Annotated in this window: 24 protein-coding genes and 1 tRNA gene; 4 read left to right on the top strand and 21 right to left on the bottom strand. The window is 68.9% G+C overall.

From position 1 onward, the window contains the following. Positions 1–2: 2 nt before the first annotated feature. The 4 genes from ABZX75_RS15205 to ABZX75_RS15190 all read right to left on the bottom strand — a co-directional run bounded on the left by ABZX75_RS15205 (position 3) and on the right by ABZX75_RS15190 (position 4,490). Positions 3–1,307, bottom strand: coding sequence for a homoserine dehydrogenase (locus tag ABZX75_RS15205; RefSeq protein ID WP_355410634.1), 1,305 nt, complete (start codon positions 1,305–1,307; stop codon positions 3–5). 157 nt (positions 1,308–1,464) lie between these two features. Continuing rightward, entirely contained in the window at positions 1,465–2,856 is a 1,392-nt protein-coding gene (gene lysA, locus ABZX75_RS15200) for a diaminopimelate decarboxylase (RefSeq protein WP_355410633.1), read from the bottom strand. 19 nt (positions 2,857–2,875) lie between these two features. Then, positions 2,876–3,862, bottom strand: coding sequence for an ArgS-related anticodon-binding protein NrtL (gene nrtL / locus ABZX75_RS15195; protein WP_355410632.1), 987 nt, complete (start codon positions 3,860–3,862; stop codon positions 2,876–2,878). 139 nt (positions 3,863–4,001) lie between these two features. Then, entirely contained in the window at positions 4,002–4,490 is a 489-nt protein-coding gene (locus tag ABZX75_RS15190) for a response regulator (RefSeq protein ID WP_355410631.1), read from the bottom strand. 82 nt (positions 4,491–4,572) lie between these two features. Between ABZX75_RS15190 and ABZX75_RS15185 the strand changes: the two genes are divergently transcribed. Continuing rightward, positions 4,573–4,644 (top strand) — tRNA-Arg (locus tag ABZX75_RS15185). 177 nt (positions 4,645–4,821) lie between these two features. After that, positions 4,822–5,583: a hypothetical protein gene (locus ABZX75_RS15180; protein WP_355410630.1), complete on the top strand. Its 762-nt coding sequence runs from the start codon at positions 4,822–4,824 to the stop codon at positions 5,581–5,583. 4 nt (positions 5,584–5,587) lie between these two features. On the opposite strand, the gene ABZX75_RS15175 is transcribed toward ABZX75_RS15180, so the two are convergent. From ABZX75_RS15175 to ABZX75_RS15105, 15 genes are all read right to left on the bottom strand, one after another. Beyond that, positions 5,588–7,039: a tyrosine-type recombinase/integrase gene (locus ABZX75_RS15175; protein ID WP_355410629.1), complete on the bottom strand. Its 1,452-nt coding sequence runs from the start codon at positions 7,037–7,039 to the stop codon at positions 5,588–5,590. Beyond that, positions 7,036–7,227 carry a helix-turn-helix domain-containing protein gene (locus ABZX75_RS15170; protein WP_128637127.1) on the bottom strand — a complete coding sequence of 64 codons (192 nt, stop codon included), beginning with the start codon at positions 7,225–7,227 and terminating at the stop codon, positions 7,036–7,038. The genes ABZX75_RS15175 and ABZX75_RS15170 overlap by 4 nt, the downstream gene beginning before the upstream one ends. 301 nt (positions 7,228–7,528) lie before the next feature. Next, positions 7,529–9,079, bottom strand: coding sequence for a YfjI family protein (locus ABZX75_RS15165; RefSeq protein ID WP_355410628.1), 1,551 nt, complete (start codon positions 9,077–9,079; stop codon positions 7,529–7,531). Continuing rightward, positions 9,076–10,002 carry a bifunctional DNA primase/polymerase gene (locus tag ABZX75_RS15160; RefSeq protein ID WP_355410627.1) on the bottom strand — a complete coding sequence of 309 codons (927 nt, stop codon included), beginning with the start codon at positions 10,000–10,002 and terminating at the stop codon, positions 9,076–9,078. The genes ABZX75_RS15165 and ABZX75_RS15160 overlap by 4 nt, the downstream gene beginning before the upstream one ends. 85 nt (positions 10,003–10,087) lie before the next feature. After that, entirely contained in the window at positions 10,088–10,378 is a 291-nt protein-coding gene (locus ABZX75_RS15155) for a hypothetical protein (protein ID WP_355410626.1), read from the bottom strand. After that, a complete protein-coding gene (locus ABZX75_RS15150) occupies positions 10,375–10,755 on the bottom strand; it encodes a hypothetical protein (protein ID WP_355410625.1) in 381 nt (126 codons plus the stop codon). Before ABZX75_RS15150 ends, ABZX75_RS15155 begins: the two co-directional genes overlap by 4 nt. Next, on the bottom strand, positions 10,752–10,976 hold the full coding sequence (locus tag ABZX75_RS15145) for a hypothetical protein (protein ID WP_355410623.1): 225 nt from the start codon (positions 10,974–10,976) through the stop codon (positions 10,752–10,754). The genes ABZX75_RS15150 and ABZX75_RS15145 overlap by 4 nt, the downstream gene beginning before the upstream one ends. After that, positions 10,973–11,578: a hypothetical protein gene (locus ABZX75_RS15140; RefSeq protein ID WP_355410622.1), complete on the bottom strand. Its 606-nt coding sequence runs from the start codon at positions 11,576–11,578 to the stop codon at positions 10,973–10,975. The genes ABZX75_RS15145 and ABZX75_RS15140 overlap by 4 nt, the downstream gene beginning before the upstream one ends. Further along, positions 11,575–11,778 (bottom strand): hypothetical protein, encoded by a 204-nt coding sequence (locus tag ABZX75_RS15135; protein ID WP_355410621.1) that lies wholly within the window; start codon positions 11,776–11,778, stop codon positions 11,575–11,577. The genes ABZX75_RS15140 and ABZX75_RS15135 overlap by 4 nt, the downstream gene beginning before the upstream one ends. A gap of 4 nt (positions 11,779–11,782) precedes the next feature. Continuing rightward, positions 11,783–12,064: a hypothetical protein gene (locus tag ABZX75_RS15130; protein ID WP_355410620.1), complete on the bottom strand. Its 282-nt coding sequence runs from the start codon at positions 12,062–12,064 to the stop codon at positions 11,783–11,785. 140 nt (positions 12,065–12,204) lie between these two features. After that, positions 12,205–14,364, bottom strand: coding sequence for a cell division protein FtsK (locus tag ABZX75_RS15125; protein ID WP_355410619.1), 2,160 nt, complete (start codon positions 14,362–14,364; stop codon positions 12,205–12,207). A gap of 72 nt (positions 14,365–14,436) precedes the next feature. After that, positions 14,437–14,781, bottom strand: a complete 345-nt coding sequence (locus ABZX75_RS15120; RefSeq protein ID WP_355410618.1) for an RRQRL motif-containing zinc-binding protein — start codon at positions 14,779–14,781, stop codon at positions 14,437–14,439. After that, positions 14,781–15,878: a conjugal transfer protein gene (locus ABZX75_RS15115; protein WP_355410617.1), complete on the bottom strand. Its 1,098-nt coding sequence runs from the start codon at positions 15,876–15,878 to the stop codon at positions 14,781–14,783. Before ABZX75_RS15115 ends, ABZX75_RS15120 begins: the two co-directional genes overlap by 1 nt. Then, positions 15,878–16,522, bottom strand: coding sequence for a GGDEF domain-containing protein (locus ABZX75_RS15110; RefSeq protein WP_355410615.1), 645 nt, complete (start codon positions 16,520–16,522; stop codon positions 15,878–15,880). The genes ABZX75_RS15115 and ABZX75_RS15110 overlap by 1 nt, the downstream gene beginning before the upstream one ends. Beyond that, positions 16,519–16,839 carry a hypothetical protein gene (locus ABZX75_RS15105; protein ID WP_355410614.1) on the bottom strand — a complete coding sequence of 107 codons (321 nt, stop codon included), beginning with the start codon at positions 16,837–16,839 and terminating at the stop codon, positions 16,519–16,521. Before ABZX75_RS15105 ends, ABZX75_RS15110 begins: the two co-directional genes overlap by 4 nt. A gap of 892 nt (positions 16,840–17,731) precedes the next feature. Here ABZX75_RS15105 and ABZX75_RS15100 point away from each other — a divergent pair. Together ABZX75_RS15100 and ABZX75_RS15095 are read left to right on the top strand one after the other, a co-directional pair. Next, positions 17,732–18,451, top strand: coding sequence for an XRE family transcriptional regulator (locus tag ABZX75_RS15100; protein WP_355410613.1), 720 nt, complete (start codon positions 17,732–17,734; stop codon positions 18,449–18,451). Beyond that, positions 18,448–18,918: an NUDIX domain-containing protein gene (locus tag ABZX75_RS15095; protein ID WP_355410612.1), complete on the top strand. Its 471-nt coding sequence runs from the start codon at positions 18,448–18,450 to the stop codon at positions 18,916–18,918. Before ABZX75_RS15100 ends, ABZX75_RS15095 begins: the two co-directional genes overlap by 4 nt. Here ABZX75_RS15095 and ABZX75_RS15090 read toward each other — a convergent pair. Together ABZX75_RS15090 and ABZX75_RS15085 are read right to left on the bottom strand one after the other, a co-directional pair. Next, a complete protein-coding gene (locus ABZX75_RS15090; RefSeq protein ID WP_355410611.1) occupies positions 18,911–19,474 on the bottom strand; it encodes an HD domain-containing protein in 564 nt (187 codons plus the stop codon). The two genes, ABZX75_RS15095 and ABZX75_RS15090, sit on opposite strands and share 8 nt — an antisense overlap. Positions 19,475–19,502: 28 nt before the next feature. Then, positions 19,503–19,907, bottom strand: coding sequence for a GntR family transcriptional regulator (locus ABZX75_RS15085; protein WP_355410788.1), 405 nt, complete (start codon positions 19,905–19,907; stop codon positions 19,503–19,505). Positions 19,908–20,275: the final 368 nt, after the last annotated feature.

The raw sequence follows: 20,275 nt of genomic DNA, 5'->3' as shown, positions 1-20,275 counted from the left end.
CCTTACTCCCCTTCAACACGCATGATGCTGGCGACACCGCGGACGGTGTCCAGCTTCCGCAGCGCCTCGACGGTCCCGGAGAGGGCGGCGTCGGGTGCGCGGTGAGTGACGACGACGAGGGAGGCCTCAGTGCCGGCCCCGTCCTGTCGCCCTTGCTGTCGTACGGTATCGATCGACACGCCGTGCTCCGCGAAGGTGGTCGCCACCTGGGCGAGGACGCCCGGCTTGTCGGCCACATCGAGGCTGATGTGGTACCGGGTGACGACGTCCCCCATGGTGCTGACCGGCAGCTGGGTGTACGCGGACTCGCCCGGCCCCGTTGCCTCGGCGAGCTTGTTGCGGCAGACGGCGACGAGGTCGCCCAGGACCGCCGAGGCGGTCGGCGCACCGCCCGCGCCGGGCCCGTAGAACATGAGCTGCCCGGCGGCCTCCGCCTCGACGAAGACGGCGTTGTACGCCTCGCGGACGGAGGCGAGCGGGTGCGTGAGCGGGATCATCGCGGGATGGACGCGCGCCGTCACGGACTGGCCGTCCGCCGCCCGCTCCAGGATCGCGAGGAGCTTGATGGTGCAGCCCATGCGCTTGGCGGAGGCGAAGTCGGAGGCGCTGACCTCGGTCATGCCCTCGCGGTAGACGTCGTCGAGGCGGACCCGGGTGTGGAAGGCGATGCCGGCCAGGATCGCGGCCTTGGCGGCGGCGTCGTAGCCCTCGACGTCGGCGGTGGGGTCGGCCTCGGCGTACCCGAGGGCGGTGGCCTCGTCGAGCGCCTCCTGGTACCCCGCGCCGGTGGAGTCCATCTTGTCCAGGATGAAGTTCGTCGTGCCGTTGACGATGCCCATCACCCGGTTGATCTTGTCGCCGGCCAGGGACTCGCGCAGCGGGCGGACCAGCGGGATGGCGCCGGCGACGGCCGCCTCGTAGTACAGGTCGAGTCCGTGCTGCTCGGCCGCGGCGTGCAGTGCGGCGCCGTCCTGGGCGAGCAGCGCCTTGTTCGCCGACACCACGGAGGCGCCGTTCTCGAAGGCGGTGGTGATGAGCGTACGAGCGGGCTCGATCCCACCGATGACCTCGATGACCACGTCGATGTCGCCGCGTTTGAGGAGGGCGGTCGCATCGGTGGTGATGAGCGCGGGGTCGATGCCTTCGCGCACCTTGGCGGGCCGGCGTACGGCCACACCGGCGAGCTCGACGGGCGCGCCGATCCTCTGCGTGAGGTCGTCGGCGTGCGTCGTCATGATGCGCGCCACCTCTGAGCCGACCACTCCACAGCCCAGCAGCGCCACCTTCAGCGGACGCGTACGCATCATTCGACCTACGCCTTTCGATCTTCCATCAGTACCCGGCGCGCGGTTTGCGCGCCAGGTGTGAACAAGTCTCACTCAATGGACAGCAGTTTCCATCCTCGGTCCATTGAGTGAGACACCTATTTTGGGGGGTCCGGGGGCTCACCCAGAAATATGGGCGTCACCCGAGGTCGAGACGCAGGAGATCTTCCTCCGTCTCGCGTCGGACGATCACGCGGGCCTGACCGTCGCGCACGGCGACGACCGGCGGGCGCAGCGCGTGGTTGTAGTTGCTGGCCATGGAGCGGCAGTACGCACCGGTGGCCGGCACGGCGAGGAGGTCACCGGGGGCGAGGTCGGCGGGCAGGTAGGCGTCCTTCACGACGATGTCACCGCTCTCGCAGTGCTTGCCGACGACGCGGACGAGCATGGGCTCGGCGTCGGAGACGCGGGAGACGAGCGCGATGGAGTACTCCGCGTCGTAGAGGGCGGTGCGGATGTTGTCGGACATCCCGCCGTCGACGCTCACGTAGGTACGGAGTCCTTCGAGCCGCTTGATGGTGCCGACCTCGTAGAGCGTGAAGGCGGTCGGGCCGACGATGGCGCGCCCGGGCTCGACGGAGATGCGGGGCGCCCTGAGGCCCGCGGCCTCGCACTCCCTGGCGACGATCTCCGTGAGCGCCTTGGCGATGTCGTGCGGCTCGCTCGGGTCGTCGTCGGAGGTGTAGGCGATGCCGAGGCCGCCGCCGAGGTCGATCTCGGGCAGTTGCACCCCGTGCTCGTCGCGTACGGCGGCCAGCAGCCGCACGACCCTCTTCGCGGAGACCTCGAAGCCGGCCATGTCGAAGATCTGCGAGCCGATGTGGGAGTGGACGCCGAGCAGCTCGAGCGAGTCGTGGCCGAGCACGCGGCGTACGGCCTCGGCGGCGACCCCGTCGGCCACGGCGATCCCGAACTTCTGGTCCTCGTGGGCGGTGGCGATGAACTCGTGCGTGTGGGCCTCGACGCCGACGGTGACGCGGATCTGCACGGGCTGGCGTACGCCCAGCTCACGGGCGATGTGCGCGACGCGGGCGATCTCCTGGAACGAATCGAGGACGATGCGCCCGACGCCGGCCTCGATGGCGCGCCTGATCTCGGCTTCGGACTTGTTGTTGCCGTGGAAGGCGATGCGCGCGGCGGGCATCTCGGCGGCGAGGGCGGTAGCCAGCTCACCGCCGGAGCAGACGTCGAGATTCAGCCCTTCTTCCTTCAGCCACTTCACGACGGCCTTGGAGAGAAACGCCTTCCCGGCGTAGAAGACATCGGCTTCCTTGCCGAACGCATGCGCCCAGGCCCGGCAGCGCGCCCGAAAGTCCTCCTCGTCGAGGAAGTAGGCGGGGGTCCCGAACTCCTCGGCGAGCCGCGTCACTTCCATCCCGCCGACGGTCACGACGCCGTCGGCGGTCCGCTGGACGGTCCGGGCCCAGATCTTCTCGTCCAGCGCATTGAGGTCGGCGGCGGGCGGCGAGTAGTGCCCCTCGGGCATGACGTCGGCGTGGCGGGGTCCGGCGGGGTGCGCGGAACGGCTCATCGGAATCTCTCTTCGCAGGTCACAGGCGTGTCGGTGCGTCTATGCCGAGGAGGGACAGGCCGCCGGCCAGCACCGTCCCGGCGGCTTCGGCAAGAGCCAGCCGGGCGCGGTGGGCGGCCGAGGGTTTCTCGTCCCCCTGGGGCAGGACGCGGTGCTGGAAGTCGAGCAGCGCGTCGGCCAGCTCGACGAGATGCCTGGCGAGCCGCTCCGGCGCCCGGTGGTGCGCGGCGGCTTCGAGGGCGAGGGGGTGGTCGGCGACGGCGCGGAGCAGCGCGGGGGCGGCCTCGACGTCTCCGGGGAGGGAGGTGAGCCCGAGGTCTCCGGGGAGGGAGGTGAACCCGAGCTGAGCGGCATTGGCGGTGAGGGCGCGGCTGCGCGCACGGGCGTACCGCACGCGGAAGAACTCACTGTCCTCGCCCTGAACGAGCAGCCGGTCGCAGAAGCCGGGCGTCTCGCGGGCGGGGACGGTGAGCATGGCCCAGCGGGCGGCGTCCGCCCCGTACCGGGCCACCACATCGCCGTCGCGCTTGGCGACGGGGGCGACCCGCGCGGGCACGGTGGCGTCGAGGCCCTGGCTGCGCCGGATGCGGACGACGGCCTCGCACACGGCGCGCTCGCGAAGGCCGAGCGGCAGGTCGGCGGGCACGCCGGCGTCGACGGTGGGGCGGCGTGCCTCTACTTCCCGTACTTCCCGTACGAGCTCGGCGGCGGAAAGGGGCGGCAGCGCGAAATTGACGAAACCCGCACCGGTGATCTCAACGCGCTCGATCCCGGGTAGCCCGGCCAGCCGGCGGGCCAGCACGCGAGCGACCTCGAGGGGCGCCCGGTTCCCGGCACTCTTGGCGATCTGGAAGGCGACGGGGGTGGCGTACTCCCCCGCTCCACCGGGCCGGGTCCGCTCGACGACGACCCGCTCGGGCACGGTCGCCCCGGCGGGAAGCTCCCCGTCCTCGACGGCGCAGCGCACGGCGCGCACGACGGTACGGGAGAGGTCAGCGGGGGTCACGGAACCCAGCCTAGGGGAGAAGCCCCCGGGTCACGCGAACGGTTTCGCCATGTGAACAGGGCCGCGCCCGCGCCCGCGTCCGGGGCCGGGAATCACCGGCGCGCGACGGCGGTCGCGTAGGTGTCGCCTGGGAGGGGGCTCAGCCCCTCCCCCGCCCGGCGGGGGTCCCTTCCCGCTGGCGCCGGTCCTTGCGGTCGATCAGCCCGCGGACGACCCGTACCAGCTCGGCGGGCTCGAAGGGCTTGGCGACGAAGGCATCGACCCCGGCCGCGATCTCGGCCTCGTACTGCGTACAGGCGCTCACGATGGCCACCGGCACGTCTCTGGTCCGCGGATCGGCCCGCAACCGCGCGGCGGTCCCGAAACCGTTCAGCCGAGGCATGACCACATCAAGCGTGATCACATCGGGGCACACCCGATGGACGACGTCCAGGCACTCGGCACCATCGTTCGCGGTCACGACCTCGAAGCCCTCCAGCTCGAGATTGACCCTGATCAGCTGCCGGATGACCTTGTTGTCGTCGACAACAAGCACCCGGCCCGAGACGCCTGGCACAACTCGAGAGTAGGTCGAGCCACGCCCCCGCGTCCGGCTTTTCGCCACTTCCACCCCCTGCGGGCGACGCACCCCTCCCTCCCCCGCAAACCGGTTCCTGATCACCCCGCGAGAGCTGGTAGTGTTCAACCCGTCGCAGCAACACCAGCGACGCGCCCCCGTAGCTCAGGGGATAGAGCAACGGCCTCCGGAGCCGTGTGCGCAGGTTCGAATCCTGCCGGGGGCACTCCAGCCAGACCAGCGCGATCACGCCGCTGACCTGCTGAAGTGCCAAGCATGAAGACCTGGACCCAGTCCCATTGAGTCCAGGTCTTTGTCGTTGTTACGCACTGATCGCGATAGACCTGCGATAGAGCAGCCGGAACCAGTGACGGCCGATCAACGAGCACCTTAACGTGTCGCCATGGCACCGCAACATGACAACCCAGCTGCGCGACTTCGAGACGTGCTGCTCGCCGTACACGCCAGGTTCCCCGGCCAGCGAGACCAAGAACAGGTCCTTGCATGGACCGCGTTCGCCCAAACACTTGAGGTGGGCGAGAACACCGCGGACGGTGTACACGCCATCGCCAGTGTGATCCAGCTTCCCAGCCAAATCATCGCGGCGGTACGCGCCCTGGGCGAGGAGCAAGACGAGGAAGAGCACCTCCTCCACGGCCTCGACCTCCTTGAAGGGGCGGCAGCCGGAGTCGCCGCACGCAAGCCGCTCTACCAGGTGTTCTCCGAGATCGTCCCCGGTGGGCACATACCCCAGAGCGCGGCCGTCCACGGGCTACTCTCCGTTAGTCGCGTATTGCATCGCGCCAACCCGGTCCAGTTCTTCTCTGAAGACGACCTCGCACGGCTCGAAAGCCTGATCACCGAGATGATGAGCGAGGTCGGTACGGCTGCACTCCCCGGGCAGCTCCGAATTTTGCTCCTTTCCCACCTGCACTCCATGCTCCAAGCAGTGCACGTCGCCCGAGTGACAGGCCGCGAAGACATTGAGGCGACATTCGATGCTCTTTTCGGATCCGTCATCCGAAGACCCGAACACGTCGAGTCGATGCGCGAGGCAGGATTCGTCGACAGGTTCCGCGATTGGATCAATTCCGTCAACGGGATAATCAGCATCGGCACCGGCGCAGTCGGGCTCGGCCAACAGGTAATGCGAATGCTCGGCTGAGCAGCTAGAACTCCCAATCCAGCTCCGCTTCAATCTTCGAGTTCATAGCTGCTTCCTGTCCGTAGATGCACCCCTCATAGACACGGTGGATTACCTCGGGCGAGTTGCCCACCCGACGGGCGACTTCGGCGACCGGAACCCCAGCGTTCAGCCAGGTCGTGATGCAGGTGTGCCTGAGGTCGTACGGCCGGCCGCCGAGGATGGATTCCTGAAGGTCCGGCGGGAGAGCGTACTCGCGGGCGTCCTTCCAGACGCGCCAGTAGGTGCTGCTGCCGACCAGGCCGAGCCGCTCGTTCGTGAACAGCCTGCCGTCCTTGGCGGTGCCGAACTCTCGAAGGTGGTCACGGAGTATGGCGACCAGCGGCGGCGGGATCGGGACCGGGCGGTCCTCCTTGGCTTCGCGGGACTTCAGGCCTCGCTTGTCGTGGCGCTCGCCGCTGTCGGTCCACTGCTTCCCGGACACTGGATTCGTATCGCGGAGGGTGAGTGTCCCCCACCCCTGGTCGGGCAAGTGGCAGTCCCTCTGCTTCAGCCCCACAGCCTCGCTCGGGCGGAGCGCCGCGAAGTACATGACGGCGAAAAAGGCGACCAGTCGGCGCCCCTTCTTGCGGTCCCATGTCCCGATGTAGGAGACCGCGGCCAGCAGCTGGGCGGCCTGTGTCTTGTTCACGAGAACCCGCGGGTCCACGCGGTCCGACGCCGAGGTCTTCACCTTCTTCAGTGCCACAAGGGGGTTCTCCATCAGAAGCTTCCGCTCGATGGCGTACTTCACCGCCGTATTCAGGGCTCGGCGCCGCCGGCGTGCCGTCTCCCCTGCGGCCGGCGCACCATCCAGCTTGAACGAGAGGCGGTAGTGGACGTCTCGCAGGATCTTCGGGTCCTCCAGAGCCGAAACGAGCAGCGCTCGTTCTGACAGCCATTGGTGAGCGTCGTCGAGTTCGGCCGGCGGCTCCAGCTCGGCGTTCGCTGGCACAACGGCCCAGCGAAAAGCGAGGCGCAGTTCCTCCACCTCGGGCATCTGCTTGTCCTGCTCCACCATGGCCAGGGTCACCGCCGCGAGGCCGTCCGCGATGCCCTCACGGGTCTTGGCAGCAGCTGTGGGCCAGCGCATGGCCATGTACTCACGGCAGAACGTGAACCAGGACAGTTCCTCGCGGGCATCCTCGGGCTCTGCGACCCGCGCGGCGGCGCGGACTTCAGACTCAGGCAGGCCGTCCTTGATACGGAAGGCCTCGCCGCGCTTCATGGCCAACCACAGTTCGGACCGGCGGCTTCCAGCAAGCGCCACGGTCGCGAACGTCTTACTGCTGACCTTGCCTCCTACGATCCAGCGAAGTTGATAGGGGCGGGTCTTGCTCTGGGCCTTGGTCACATTCCACAGCCGAATGTCGAGGGAAAACTCTTCCGGGCCCGAGCCATTGATCTGCTCGGACCCGGAATCAGCGCCGTTCGTCACGCGGTTTCCTCCCGCATCTCCAGCCAACGGGTCAGCTCCGAGCGCCGGATGCGCACGGACCCGTTCGGGAGCTTGATGGACTTGGGACCTTTCTTGCACTGCCGCCAGCGGTAGAACGTGGCTCGCGGAACACCGATTTCTTCGACCACCTGCGGAATGGTCAGCATTTCGTCGCGGGGCTTGGCCACGGCGAGGCTCCTTCGGGGAGGCAAGAGGATGAGTTGAGGAGCAGAAACCCCCAGACCGCTGACAGAACTGACAGAACCTGGGTGAGAACGCGCTGACCTGCGACTTCCGGGCTCGGAGCGGCTCTGACAAAACTCGCGGAAACTCTGACAGAACCTCCGGCGGTGGGTTCTGCCACGGTCGACGGGTGGGTTCTGTCAGAGTTTCCAGAGGTTTTGTCACGACGGCCGGAGGGCCTCTCTGCGCAGGTCAGCGCGCTAGGTCGGAGGTTCTGTCAGTTGTGTCGGGCTGACCGGGGTTCTGTCAGGCGTCGCCGCGCACGAGGCGGGGGTGCGCGTCGTACTTCGGGGAGGGCGGCCGGCCGCCGCGTCCGGTACGTGGGGGCGGGGGCTGCTGGCGGATCCAGCCGTGTTCCTCCAACAGGCCCAGGGCCGGGTCGAGGTCAGCCATGGTGGGGAAGTCCCCGCGGGAGAGCTGGCGGAACAGGTCCCGTTTGGTGAAGCCGGTCAACCGAGCGTCCCCGAGGTGCGCGAGAACTTGGCGGGCAGCGTCCTGTGCGGGGGCAGCGCCCATGGCGTCGAAGACGTGCTGGGCGTGGGCGGTGAAGTAATCGCCGAGGAGGGTGGCGTCGGCCAGGGTGGCGGCCTCGATGGGGCGGGTCCATCCGCTGTCGGGGTGGGTTGCCAGGTGTAGCAGCCCTGCGATACGGGCGACGGCCCCGTCCCGCTTGCTGGCCCACTTCACGATGTCCGCGAGTGAGCCGCCCTTCCCGATCCGGGATTCGGTGACCTTCTGGTAGGCGAGCATGACTGCGTCGGCCTCGGGCGTGAGGGTGAGCACGGCCGGGTCGGTCCATTCGTGCAGGGCCATGGCCAGCCCGCCGAGCTGGCGCCTGTATGTCTCGGCCACGTCGTCCGGGATGAGTTGCGGGGTGAGGTTGCGCCTGCCAACGAGGGATTCGGGCTGTGCGTACAGGAACCGGGCCAGGAGTCCGCGGCCGTCGGCGCCTTTGATCTGGCCAATGGATTCGAGGACTTCGGGCTGTACGGCCAGGCCCATGGTGACGGCGGGGTGTTCGATGTGCTGGGACTCGCGACCCTGACGGTTGACCCGCACCATGTCCCCGGCGTGGCCCTTGAGGAAGATCTCCATGTTCGGGGTGCCGGAGTAGAGGCCCGCGATGATGCCGAAGATGCCGCCCTCGGGTGAGAGCACGGACATGCGGCCGTCCTGCTCGGCGAGGAGGGTGGCCAAGCTCTCCTGGGTGACGTCGTCCGCGACGAGTTGAGGCTTGCAGGGGACCTTGATCTCCTCGGCGGCCTGGGCCAGGGCAACGGCTTCGGCGGTCAGCTGGTCTCGCATTCCGGCCTCGGCGTTCGCGGCCTTGGCCGCTGCCTTGTCGGCGGCGGCTTTGGCGAGGCGTGCGGTGGTCTCGGCCTCGGCGCGGGCGGGGCCGGAAAGCTCCACCAATGCCTTCTCTACGGCCATGAGCGGCTCGGTCATCAGGGCGAACACGGCGCTCTTGCGGTTACCGGGATCCAGGGCGACAGCGGTGTACAGGTTGACCGGCTCACGCCAGCGTCCGCGCACGCAGACCGTGGCCCGCCCGCCAGCGGCGGTGGCGATGACGGCGAGGGCCAGGCATCCGGCCAGATCGGCGGGTGTCTGGGTCTCCTCGGCGACGGCCGCGACCATGGCTGCCAACCACGGCGGGAGCGTGTTCACGGGGAAGGCGGGCAGATCACGGCGGGCTGTGAGTGGGACAGGCTCGTCCCATGCCGGTCCGGTCACGTCCTCAGCGGTGAGGGCGTCGAATCCGGCCCACAGGTCGGCGTCGGCGGGATGGGTACTCATGCCGCATCACCGGCCGCGTTGCGGGCGCTGCGGTGGATGCCGTCGCGGATGCTGGCAGCAATCCGAGAGGGCGCGAGCCCCTTCGGCGCCGCGGCGGTGAGCGCGTCGGTGACTTCCATCTCCGTGAGGGTCCCTGCGGCGATGAGGCGGCCGAGGGCGTAGGCCGCGTTGTAGAGCGTCGTGTTCTGCGCACCGGTGACAGCGGCGGCCACCTTGGCGACCTCACCATTCAGGGCGGCCGCCGCGTACCGCTCCGCCTTGCCGATCCGGGAACGGAGAACGGACACGGGGACTGGGGCGGGTGCGGGCGGCGGGGTGAGCAGGTCACCGAGCCACGTGGGGAGGGGGGCCGGAGGCGCGTCGTGAATGATCTCGTACGAGCCGGTGCCGACGGTGCTGCCGGCCGCGACCACGTACCCGCCCCAGGCTCGCGTATCGACCTTCCACCCCAGGCGCCCTGCGCTCCCACGTAGCCGCTTTTCGGCAGGGGCGGTGAAATACAGGTGCTGCCCGCCCCGGCGAGTGCGCACCGTGTACGTCTCGGTCGGCAGCCGCTCACCGGCCCGCTCGCAGATCATGGCGAACACGTCCAGGCCATCTGTCGCCCCCGCCCAGTCCGCGGGCGCGGGTCCGTCGTCTTCCTTGGGGATGTCCAGGTCTACGACCAGGAGTCCGGCGGGGCCGGTGGCGATGCCGACGTTGTAGGGGGCCGTCTGCCAGCACGCGGTGATCTGCTCAGCGGCAAGGGTGGCGCGCTGTTCGGGGGTGCGATGGCCGTCCGTGCAGCGGCCGGTGTGGGGGCAGTTGCGTTCGGGGTGGCCTGCGGGCCGCTTGTCGCCGGGGCGGAGCGGGAAGACGGGCCAGCCGTGCTCAGCGGCGGCCAGGGCGGCGCGCAGCAGCGCCGGGGTGGGGGTTGGTGTCATGCTGGGGGTCTCCTGTTTCTGCGAAGGGACGGAGAAGCCGGGGCGGTCGCGGTCTTGTGGTGAGAGGCGGCCGCCCCGGGCATAGCTAGAGGTCGGTGAGCGCGGCGGTGGGGATCTCGTAGACGTCGATGACGTCGTTCACGCCGTCCCAACGGCCGGGGATGTGGTGGATGTAGACCACGTGCAGCGGAATGCCGTCGCGGCCGTTGAAGGCGTAGACGTTGACCGCATCCACGTTCTTGGGGCTCTTGCGGGCGCTGCGGATGTGGGACAGGGCCGCGATCACGCTGATGCGCTCGGGCTGGTACTTCAGGCCGTCGACCTGCGTGTGGAGCGTGGGGTGCTGCGCGGTGCTGAGGGCGGGGCTGGTGCTCATGTCGGCTGGTCTCCTGAGTGGTGGCGGATCCAGAGGGCGTATTCCTGGCGGACGTAGCCGCGGGGCTCGCGGGCGCTGTCCGGGTGGTCGGGGGTGTAGGGGCCGTCCGCGTAGCCGGATGGGCCGAGGCCGGCGGCGTGGTCAATCTCCATCAGGCGCTGGGCCGCTTCGGTGGCGCAGGTAGCTGCATCGCCGCTGAAGGGGTCGTCGTCCGTGAGGGCGATGCGGTCCAGGAGTGCGGCCTTGCGGAGCCAGAACTCTCGGACCTGGGTGCCGTGCAGGCAGTCGCGGGCTCCGCGCACGGTCCAGCCGATCTCGCTGATGACGCTCGGCGCGGTGGCGTATGCCGCTTCGGGTGCGGGCCAGTGGCGCCTCACGCGTCGTCCTCGGGCGTCCGGGCCGCGTCCTGCCAGGCCTTCCATTCGGCGCGGTTCACGCCGAGGCGGTGCGGGGCGAAGGCCGTCGCGGCGGCGAGGGCGAGGGTGGCGTGGACCTGCGCGGCGGTGAGGTAGTACCGCTCCAGGTCAGAGCCGGTGGTGTTGTTGTAGGACTCCTGCAGGTATTCCTCGGCCTGGAGGTAGTGCTCAGGTCCGGTCATGGGGTCTTCCCTTCGCTGGTGGGGAGCTGCGGCAGGCCGGCGTCCGTGAGGGCCTGGGAGTTGAAGCCGGGGAGGGTGGCGCGGGTGATGAGGGCGTTGGCGAGCTGTTCGGCGTAGGCCGCTCCGGAGCGGGCGACTTCGATCTGTGCTCCGGCGCGGAGCGCTTCGACGCGTTCGACGTGTGCGTGGTCCTCGCGGCGGCCGAGGGTCTGCCGCTCGTGTGCGACGGTCTCGCGGCGGTCGGTGCGCCAGTAGCGGGCGGCGAGTCCGTAGGCGACGGCGGTGGCCAGCGCCCACAGGAGGATCGGGAGGGAGAGTCCGTCGGCGTATCCGGCGACTCCGGCCAGGGCCAGTCCGCCGGATGTCGCGAACGCGGTTCCGGCGATCACGCTGTCACCGGACCGGCCGCCGGAGGCGAACGCGCCGGCCGTCGCGGCTCCGGTGGCGAGGACGACCATGAGCGCGGCGTTTCCGATGGAGTGTTCGGCGCCGTTGGCGTTCCAGATCCGGCCCAGGATGAGCACGGTCGTGGTGGCCAGGGCGGGGGCGACCTTGGGGGCGAGGTCGATGGCCCAGTGCCGGTAGGTGATGGGGTCGTTCATCCCTGGCTCCCCAGGTCCGAGACGGCCTTGATGATCGCGGTGGTGAGTTCGTTGATGGGGCCGGAGGCGCCGTCGGTGGAGGCGAGGAAGAAGCCGAACATCATGGCGACGAACGCGGAGCCGTATCCGAGGGTCTTGGAGCGGAGGAGGAAGAACAGGACCAGCCCGAGCAGGGCGACGAGCGAGACGGTGATGGCCATGGGGTTATCCCTTCGGGGCGAACGTCTTGCGCGGGGCGGGGGTGGCGTCGCGGTAGAGGTGCAGCCAGAGGTTGTAGAGGTGGCGGCCGACGCGGATGCGCTTGCCGTGGCCGTCACAGCGGCGGCAGTGCTTGCCGCGCTTGAGGCGGCCCTTACGGTCGGTCTTCATCGCGTAGCCGAAGCCACGGCACTTGCGGCAGGTGCCGAACGGCGATCCCACACACAGGCTGACGTAACCGAGAGTGATGACGAGTAGGCAGGCGCTAGCAAGGAGGGTGAGGGCCATGGGGTGCCTTCCGGGCGGGGTTTCCGGTGTTTTCGCAGGTCGACTGCTAGGTGCGAGATCGCTGATGAGGGCCGGTTCAGGGTGCTAGCGGGGGTGCTAGACCTAGCAGCACGGGCCGCTAGGTCTAGCAGCGGTACGAGTCAGCTCCCGGACCGCTTGCCATCACGGAGGGTGATGGCGGCGGTGATGTCGGCACGGGCGATACCGCGTCGAGTGGTGCCCTTGCCGGCGGCGGTGGAGCCCCAGACGTCCTGGGCGGTGATGCCGTGCGGCTTGAGGTTCGTGGTGACCGTCTCGGACTTCCAGCCGCTGTAGACCTCGGGGCGCAGGGCGGCGAGGCGGGCGGCGACCTTCTCGTTCCAGACCTTCTCCTCATCGGCCGGCACAACCTTGAGGATGTCGGCGAGGAGGTCGAAGGCTGCTTCACCGCTTTCGGGTTCCTGGCCGAGGGCGTGGCCGGTGACGTTGCCGTACTCCTCACGCATCCGGCGGGCTCGCACGACGACCTGTTCGGCGCCAAGCGCGTCCACGAACGCAGAGGCCACGATGCGCGGGTCGTCTCCTTCACCGGCCATCCAGCAGATGCCGCGGTCGGTGCGGGAGAACATCGTGGCCCGGTATCCGGCCTTGTACATCGAGGTACCCAGCACCATGTCGTTGGCGGGCTGGCCCATGACCTTGAGGCAGAACCGCAGCACCGCGTTCGCTGAGATGCCGGTGGGCAGTGACTTCGCGTCCGGGCGCTGTGTCCCGAACAGGGTCACCATGCCGAGGGCGGGGCCGCGCTTGCCGAGGTCAGTGCAGATCTCCTCGATCTCGGCGCCGTACTTGTCGTGCTCGAAGGGGACCTGGCACTCATCGAACGCGGCGACGATCGGGTGCAGCCCGAGTGACTTGTCGTTGGCCAGGTCCGGGGTCACCTTCGACTCCGGGCAGCGCGAGCGCGGCAGGGACTTGATGACCTTGGCCCGGCGACGCAGCTCGGCCCTCAGTTCCCACAGCGATTCGAGGACGTAGAGGATGTCCTCGTCGTCGTCGCCGGCCCGGTAGCGGTGGCAGACCGGTTCCAGCGCGCCGAAGTCGCCGGTGCCCTTGAAGTCGAATGCGTACAGCGCGGCGCGCGGGTCCAGTGCTGCGATGAGCAGGAACAGGCGCATCAGGAACGTCTTGCCCATGCGCGGGATGGAGCCCACGACCACGCTCGCGAACATCAGGGTCACGGAGACGTCGCCCATGCGCTGGTCGTTGCCGAAGACGACCGGCTTGAACAGGTCCACCTGCCCCGACTTCAGCAGCGGCCAGGCGGGCTTCTTGGTCTCGTTCATGGGCTTGTCGCCCACCCAGAGGATCAGTCGGCCTTCGTGCTCTGTGGGGTCGGCCGAGGGCCAGACGGAGCCGACCTTGCGGCGCAGGCCGGAGGCGAGCGGCTTGCGGGCTTCCATGATGTCTTCCGGGGTAACGCCCCAGGGAAGGTCGAGGTCTGCGCGGTAGCCGGGCCCGTCCCGGGTGATCTCCGAGGTGAACCGCAGGCCGTTCATGTCGCCGCCCTTCTTGATGGCGGCCGACAGCTTGGCGTTGCCGATGTTGTCCAGGGCTCGGAGTACGAGCGTGCCCGTGAGCTTCTGGAGCTCCGTCTTCAGCACGGCGGGCCCGATCACCGGCTGGTCCTGCGGGGCGCCCCAGAAACCGGCGGTGAGGACTGCTGCCGAGGCCAGCACCGCGAGCCAGCCGGGGGCCATGACGTACATGGTCAGCGCAAAGCCGGTACCGAAGATCAGCGCCACCACGGTCACCAGCGTCCGCAGCCGCACCCGACTGTCCCGCTGCCGGGAGAGCTTCAGGTATTCGGCGGTGTTCTCCTTGTAGACCTCAAAGGCGCGGAGGGGGGCCGCCTCGGCGTCCCACACCCACCGGTTCGTGTCTCGGACCAGCCGGGCCATGCCGCGCGGGGCGAGTAGGCCGAGCTGGAGCGCGTACCAGGGGGTTCGGATGCCGTGGAAGGCAGTGGCGTAGAACGCGTTGCTTGCGGCGCGCTGGGTGGTGGAGATGAACCCCGGCTTCGACTTCAGCCAGGTCGGGATAATCGGCAGCCGCTTGTACGTGGTGACGCTCGGGGACGGCAGGTCCGGCGAGTCGACCGGCCTCGGCCGGGGCGACTCGTCTTCGTCGTCGTCCGGGTCGGCCGGCGGAGCCGCCGGGGCGGGAGTCGGGATGGTGGGGCGCTTGGTGGTGATGTCGAAGACCTCGGCGCCGGGGCGCTCGCACTCTTCGCTCTGGCCGGTGGCGTGGACATCAGACACGGTGGTCTGCTCCCTCATGTCGAGTGGGGTGGAAGGGCCCGGACAGCGAGGTGTTCGGGCCCGCCGTGCAGGTCAGGCAGCGCGCTGGTCTTCGGGGTAGGCGCAGGGCACGCACATGCCGAGCGATGCCGGGATGACGTAGCCCGCATCCGTGCGGCACTCGGGGCAGGTCCGGCGGGCGGTGTTCGCCTTGGCGAGCGCTGCGGCCTTGCCGGGGGTCATCGGGCGGACCGGCTTGGCCAGGTCGACGCGGTACAGGTAGGCGGTCAGCGGCCCCGGCCGGCGGCGGCGGCGTTCCAGCTGGGCCACGACGTCCTGTCCGCCGGGGCGCAGGCCGGCCGCGCGGAGCTGACGGCGGGTGGCCAGCCCGTCCGGGGCGAGTCGCCAGGAGTAGACGGGTATGCCGTGCCCGGCCATCACGCGGCCGCCGCTTCAGCCGCGGCGGCGCGCTCGGCCTTGAGCGTGTCGCGCAGCAGACGCCCGTTGGCGGAGGAGGTGCGGACTGCCTTGCGGATGGCCTCGGCCGTCAGCTCACCATCGGTCCAGTTGGCCGTGACCGACCGGGCCTCATCCAGCAGCTCATCCGAATCCCGCGTCGGTCGGGGCGTGCGGGCCGACTCCGGTACCCGACCGGTCGCCCGACGCGGAGCCGACCCCACAGCCGCAACCGACTTCACCGGAGCCGGCTGGGGAACCTCGACCGGCTCGACTACCGCAACCGCCTCGGGCAGGGCCACCGGCTCGATCACGGGGATCGGGTCGGCCGACTCAAGGACGGGAACGTCGGCTGTCACGGTCGGCACCTCGGGCGTCGACTCGTACAGGTCAGACCCCAACCGATTTACGGTGATCCCTAGCGTTTCATCCTGGTTTGCGTGGGCGGTGAACATGGCGGCCAGGGCGGCATCTGCGCCACTGGTGAGCCGGTCGCGCTGAACGTCCAGCAGTCGGGCGCCCAGCGACGCGTCACCCAAGCCGACCTTCCGGGCCAGTCGCCACGACGTCTGGTCGGACCACTTCCGAACCAGCGCCCACGGGTGGTTCGCAGCACGGGCGCGGTGGTAGGCCAGGGACCGCACCACAGCGGCGGCTTCGGCTTCCGCCTCGGCGTCGCGGCCGTCCTGGTGGACCACGATCCGCCGGGCCAGGAACGCCATGCCCTCGGCCGCAACGCACATGCCCATCGGGGTCACGGCGTAGATCACGGTGCGGCCCGGGTCATCGGCGGCCATCGCCGCCATGACCGAGGCGGCCGCGGGCAGAGCCCACAAGCCCACCCGGATGATGCGCGGGGAGGACTGGCCGAGCATCGTCAGCCCGAGCAGTACCAGTGCCAGAACCGCGGTCGCCCCCTCGCCGGCCGCGACCGCGCCGAGCGCCGTGCCCTTGCCGTAGGCGCGGCTGATGTTGCTGTAAGTACCCACGCCACCGGCGACGCCGGTGGCGAGCATGGGCAGGAACGCGGCCGTCAGTACGACCCTCTGCACCACGCTCAGTGACGTGCGGGTCTTCATCACGCCGCCTCCCGACGGGTTCCGGGGCGGCCGTCGCGGCGGCCGTTGACCGTGCTCATCGCAGGGACGGTCAGCCGGTGTGCGATACGCCAGCCTCCGCCGCGCTGCTTGGCCTTGTACATCTGCTCATCCGCGCGCCGCAGCAGTAGCGACAGGTCGCCGGATCCGGTGCGGTGGTAGGCAGCGCCGATGGACGCATGGACCTCGATCGGCCGGCCGTCGAACGGCACCGGCTGGCCGAGTCGGCCGGTCAGCATGAACAGGTCCACGCGCAGCTTGTCGATGCCGTAGCCAGGGATGACGGCGGCGAACTCGTCCCCGCCCAGCCGTCCGGCAATACCGGCGTGTTCCTCGGCCCACCGGCCCAGGCGCTGCCCGGTTTCACGGATGACCGCGTCTCCGGCCGCGTGGCCGAGGGTGTCGTTGATCTCCTTGAACCGGTTGAGGTCCAAGACGAGCACTGCGCGCTGGCACTTCTGGGCCAGGTTCTTGCGGGCCCGACCCTCGAAGGCGTCCCGCGTCCACAGCCCGGTCAGCGGGTCGCGGCGGGCCGCGTCGATCCGGCGCCGCATCCACAGGCTGTGCACCGACCAGCCGGACACGAGCGGAAGGGCTGCGGACAGGGCCGTCATGGCGTGGCTCATGCCGCTTCCCCCGTCCGGGCGGAACGTCCGGCCTCGCGGGCGGCGCCCCGCAGGAAGGGAACCGTGCGGGTGAGCGCGTCGGCGTAGAGCGCGTCCCACGCGGCGATCTCGTCACCACCCTCGCCCAGTGCAGCCAGCTCGGCGATGACCTCACGGGCCACCGCCTCACGAGCCGCACGCTCCTGGGCGGTCTCCGGGGTGAGCGGGCCGCGGAACAGATCCCGGTCGAGCCCGAGGGGCAGTTCATCGAAGCCGAGCGCCAGTTCCTCGAACTCGGCGGGGTTCACGATCTCGTGGTTACCGATGTACGAACGCATGTGGATCTCTCCTGATGAGCGAAGGGAACCGGGGCGCCTCGGTCCGTGGTGAGAGGCAGCGCCCCGGGAGTGAGGCCCGAAACTTCGCGGCTCCCCTCCACCCCGCCCGTACGTGACGGGCGGGGGAGGCAACCGGCCGCAGGCTGCGAGCACTGCGGAAGGGAGAGCGAGCCGTGCGAGCAATGCCGGGCGGTGAAGCCCGGAGATGCCTCGCACGGCGGTTGAGCGGTGACGCGAGGGGCGCAGCTGGCCGTACCGGTCCAGTACGGCCAGCGCCCGTAGATGTCGGTGGATCACAGGAGCCTCCAAACCTGAGGGGCGCGGCTTCACCGGCGCACCGTTGCCACGGTGCTCGGTCCCGAGCCTGGGATCGGGTGCGTCATCGTCACTGCTCTAACGCCAGCAGGGCGGCGCGTCCCGGGTGGCACCCCGAGGGGTGTTCTCCAGAGCCAGCACGCAAGAAAAGGTGTTGCCACCGACGACTGCCCGTCGCCTGGGGACGGGGATCACGCCCCATCTCGTTTCGCTCGGACCCATCGACCACCCAGGAGCAGGTGGCTGGGTCGGCACGCTGTTGAGTTCTTAAGGAACGGACGCTGCCTTCGTACTCACCCCCTCGGGCTTTCCTCCGGGCACAAACAAATGGAGCCCTGCACCGCCAAAGCGATACATGATTGAACATGTACCTCACAGTGGCCCGCTCGGTCCGGGCTGTCAAGCCCTTCGTGATTTCCGAGCCGCTGTGGTGTGCCATCAGAGTGCCGCCAGAGGCGGGGACGAAGTCACCACGTCCCTGGACGACTTGGGACGTCCTCGGTAGCGTTCCCGGGGGCGAGTACGTCCCTGGACGTCCCTGGGGGTGAGGATGGCAAACGAGCGCTTACGGTCCGCCATGCTGTCGAACGGCGTGACGGTGGATGCCATGGCAGAGCACGTTGGGGTTGATCCAAAGACCGTCGAACGGTGGATCACGCAGGGGCGCGCGCCGTATCGGCGCCACCGGCTCACCATTGCGGCCCACCTGCGCGAAGACGAGGCGTACCTCTGGCCCGACGGGCTACCTGACGGCCAGCGCAAGGATGCGGCTGACGCCGAAGTCTTGAAGGTCTATCCACACCGGTCGTACGTCCCAGCGGATCTCTGGCTCCAGCTCTTCGGCAGAGCGGAGCGAGAGATCGGCATCCTGGTTCATGCCGGCGTGTTCCTGGCGGAGAACCCTCGCTGGACGCAGCTGCTCAGACTGAAGGCCTCCTCCGGCGTCCGCTCCCGGATACTCCTCGGTGACCCAGAAAGCCCAGAGATCCAGCGCCGCGGTAAGGAGGAGGAGATCGGGGAGGGCGTCGCGTACAAGGTCCGAGAGGTGCTGAAGCTGTACCGTCCGCTCTTCGGTGTAGCTGGTGTCGAGTTCCGCCTACACCGGTCAACCCTGCACAACTCGCTGTATAGGTCCGACGATGAGTGGCTGGTCAACACCCAGGTCTACGGGGTCAGCGCTCCGCTGGCTCCAGTACTTCACCTGAGGAAGGTGGCTGGGGCTGAGCTCGTGTCCACCTACCAGCAGAGCTTCGAGAAGGTCTGGAGCGAGGCCGTCTCCATCGAAAGGCAAGCATGAGCCGCACCGACTACTTCAACGATCCCTCAGCCCCGAAGGCCAACAGCATCGTGCCGGCGGTAACCGCCTTCGTGGTCAACGACGCAGACGAGATCCTGATGGAGCGCCGCTCCGACAACGGACGGTGGGGTATGCCCGGAGGCGTCCAGGAGATCGGCGAGAACATCGCCGCGACGGTCGTACGAGAGGTATTGGAGGAGACCGGCATCTCCGTCGAGGTGGTCGGCTTGATCGGCATCTTCACCGACCCGGGGCACGTGATCGCATTCTCGGACGGCGAGGTCCGCCAGGAGTTCTCGCTCTGCTTCCGGGCACGTCCGGTCAGCGGCGACATCAAGGTCAGCTCGGAGTCATTCGAGGTCCGATGGATCCCTCGTCCCGAAGTCGAAACACTCGACATGTCGCCTACTACAAGGCTGCGCCTCGAAGAGGGTTTCCGCGGCTCCCCTGTCCCTCGGATCAGCTGACGCTCTGCCGCGCAGCCTCGGCCCGACGCTGCTGTACGCGCTCAACACGATTCAGCAGCTCGGGTCGGGCAGCAGAGACAGCACGGAATACGACGTGATCGAGCCCGTAGCGATCAAGCACTTCTGCCAACCGGTGCCTGGGGTCAACGAGCTGCCCCGTAGGGCTGCTGGTCAAGTCGCAGTACGTGATCGCGTCCACCAGCTCAGGTTCCGCGGGCCCAAACTGCTCAAGGGTCTCGGACAATCCCAACTCGGCGGCCTCCCAGGGGGAGGATGTGTGAAAGGCCACGATGCTGCACAGGCGGGGGTCGGCTCCGACCACGTCACGGAGGTACCGAGCGCCGTCAATCATGTGCTGCCCCGTATCCACGGCGCCTTGGGCATAGCCGACGTCGTGTGCGATGGCAGCCGCAGCCAATAGTTCTGCGTCATCCCCAAGCGCTGGCGCCAGGGCCAGGGCTTGGGCATACACCCGCCGAGAGTGAGCCCACCGGTCCGGAAGGCTCTCTGCTAGCAGCGATTCGGCGAGGTCATGCGCCCACTTGGCCAGCTTCACAGTGCGTACCCTCCAAGGCCGTTTCGGTTCAAGAAGCCGGGCTGACGAAGCGCCCAACTCCCTGCCGCGCTACGACATACCCAGCCACTTCTAGTTCACGTACAGCCCGACGCACAGTCCCCCGGGCCACACCGTAGGTCTCTGCTAGCTCTGCCTCACTCGGAAGCTTGACGCCGACAGGAAGAGCACCCCCCCGGATGCGATCCAGGAGGTCCGCCATGACCCGCTCGTACGGCGCCAACCGCCCTGCCACAGCCACCTGCCGCCCGACCCCGGGAACGGTCACGATCTCGCCCGACTCCTCAAGAGCCTGCAAGGCACGCCGGACTGTCGTGCGAGCTACGCCGAACTCCCGCCCAATCTCGGCCTCCGAAGGCAGCCCGCCCGCGTAAGCCCCCTCAGCGATACGCACACGGAGTGCCTCCGAGACCACGAGATACGTTCCGCGCGGGCTGGGTCCAGACACGCGTAGCTCCTTCAGCAGCCGACCGAGCACAACTCATCTAGCTTCCCATGGGGAGCAGAATCACAAGCCGCAGGTGCTTCAGACCACCGCACGGAGCCGCAGCAGGAGGTCAGCCCCACAACTTCCCGCCGGTCGCAGGCACAGGCGGCCACGCGTCGCGACATCGACTGAGAGTTACGTAAACCCCGCACCTTCGACCATCCTTCCTGCCAAGATGATCGCCATCGCATCGACACTGGACTGCTCTGGCTTAGAACCCCACTGCCGAACCTCCCGGTGCGCGCGCCCGCAGCCGACGCCTTCACCGAGGTACCGCTCACTGACTTCACTGCTGG

The sequence above is a fragment of the Streptomyces sp. NPDC003038 genome, from assembly GCF_040611115.1.
Classification (GTDB): Bacteria; Actinomycetota; Actinomycetes; order Streptomycetales; family Streptomycetaceae; genus Streptomyces.
This window is presented reverse-complemented; position numbering and strand designations above follow the sequence as displayed.